The organism is Pseudomonas sp. CM27, from assembly GCF_013179515.1.
Lineage (GTDB): Bacteria > Pseudomonadota > Gammaproteobacteria > Pseudomonadales > Pseudomonadaceae > Aquipseudomonas.
The window spans coordinates 1-1208 of sequence record NZ_JABMCN010000447.1; the positions used below are offsets into that span (position 1 = coordinate 1).

General features: G+C 67.9%; 1 protein-coding gene. It reads left to right on the top strand.

All coding sequences use genetic code 11. The annotated features are described in order from the left end of the window. Positions 1 to 1208 (top strand): AAA family ATPase (locus tag HP547_RS28855; RefSeq protein ID WP_172288911.1); only part of this gene is annotated, 1208 nt, incomplete at both ends.

The window sequence follows — 1208 nt, forward strand, 5'->3', positions numbered from 1 at the left end:
CCACTGGCGCTCGCGCCGTTTCTCGATATTGCCATGAACGCGGCCAACGCCCTGGCGCTGGCCCACGAATGCAATGTGCTGCATGGCGCCCTGCAGCCAGCGCATGTGTGCCTGCAGGGCAACCAGCGGGTGCGCCTGAGCTGCTTTCGTGCCGACCCGGCGCAGTTGATCAGCGAACAGGGCACCCCGCTCGGCAACTGGGCGTACCTGGCGCCGGAACAGGTCTGCCCGCACGGCAGCAGCAGCGACCGGCGCAGTGACATCTATGCCTTGGGCGCGATCCTTTACCAGCTACTGCTGGGCGAGCTGCCGCTGACCGGGCGCGACACCCCGCACTGGCGTCAGCTGCATGCGGGAGTGCAGCCGCGCGCCGCCTGCGAAGTCGAGAGCAACGTGCCGCAGCCGCTGAGCCGGATCCTGGCCAAGGCACTGGCCAAGGAACCCGATGCTCGCTATCAGAGCGCCCGCGCCCTGGCGATAGACCTGGGCCACTGTCAGCGGCAATGGACCGCTACCAGGACCCTGCCGGCCTTCGAGCCCGGTTGCGCCGACCCGGTCTCGCCCAGCCGCGAGCGCCTGTATGGCCGCAACGCCGAACAGAAAGCCATCACCCTGCTGCTCAGGGCCATGCGCCGCGACAGCACCCCGCAGGCCCTGCTGATCAACGGCCCCGCTGGCATGGGCAAGTCCAGCCTGGTCGAAACCACGCTGAAAACCTGCGCCACCGGCCATTGGGCAACTGGCAGATGCAACAGCCTGCAGCAAGCGGTGCCGTATGGGCCGTGGGTGGAGATACTCGGCGCGCTGACTACCCAGTTACTGGCCAAGAGCAGCGAGGACCTTGATGCCCCGCGGCGCGAGATACTGCGCCGCATCAAAGGCCACGGCCGGCTCCTCGGCACGCTGGCACCGGACCTGCAGTTGATCCTCGGTCCCCTGCCCGAGCTGCCAGCGAAACCCACGCGCCTGGCCTTGCAGAAGGAGCTGCGGGCCATCGTCGAGTTCCTGCAAGTGTTCAGCCGCCCCGGCCACCCGCTGGTGCTGTTCCTGGACGACGTGCAGTGGGCCGATGATGCCTCGCAGCGCCTGCTGGCTCAGCTACTGGCTGACCCGCCTGGCAACCTGCTGCTGATCTTCGCCAGGCGTACCGATGTGGCTGTCGGCAATGCCATGCCCACCTTGCCGGCAACCCTGCGCAGTACCACGCT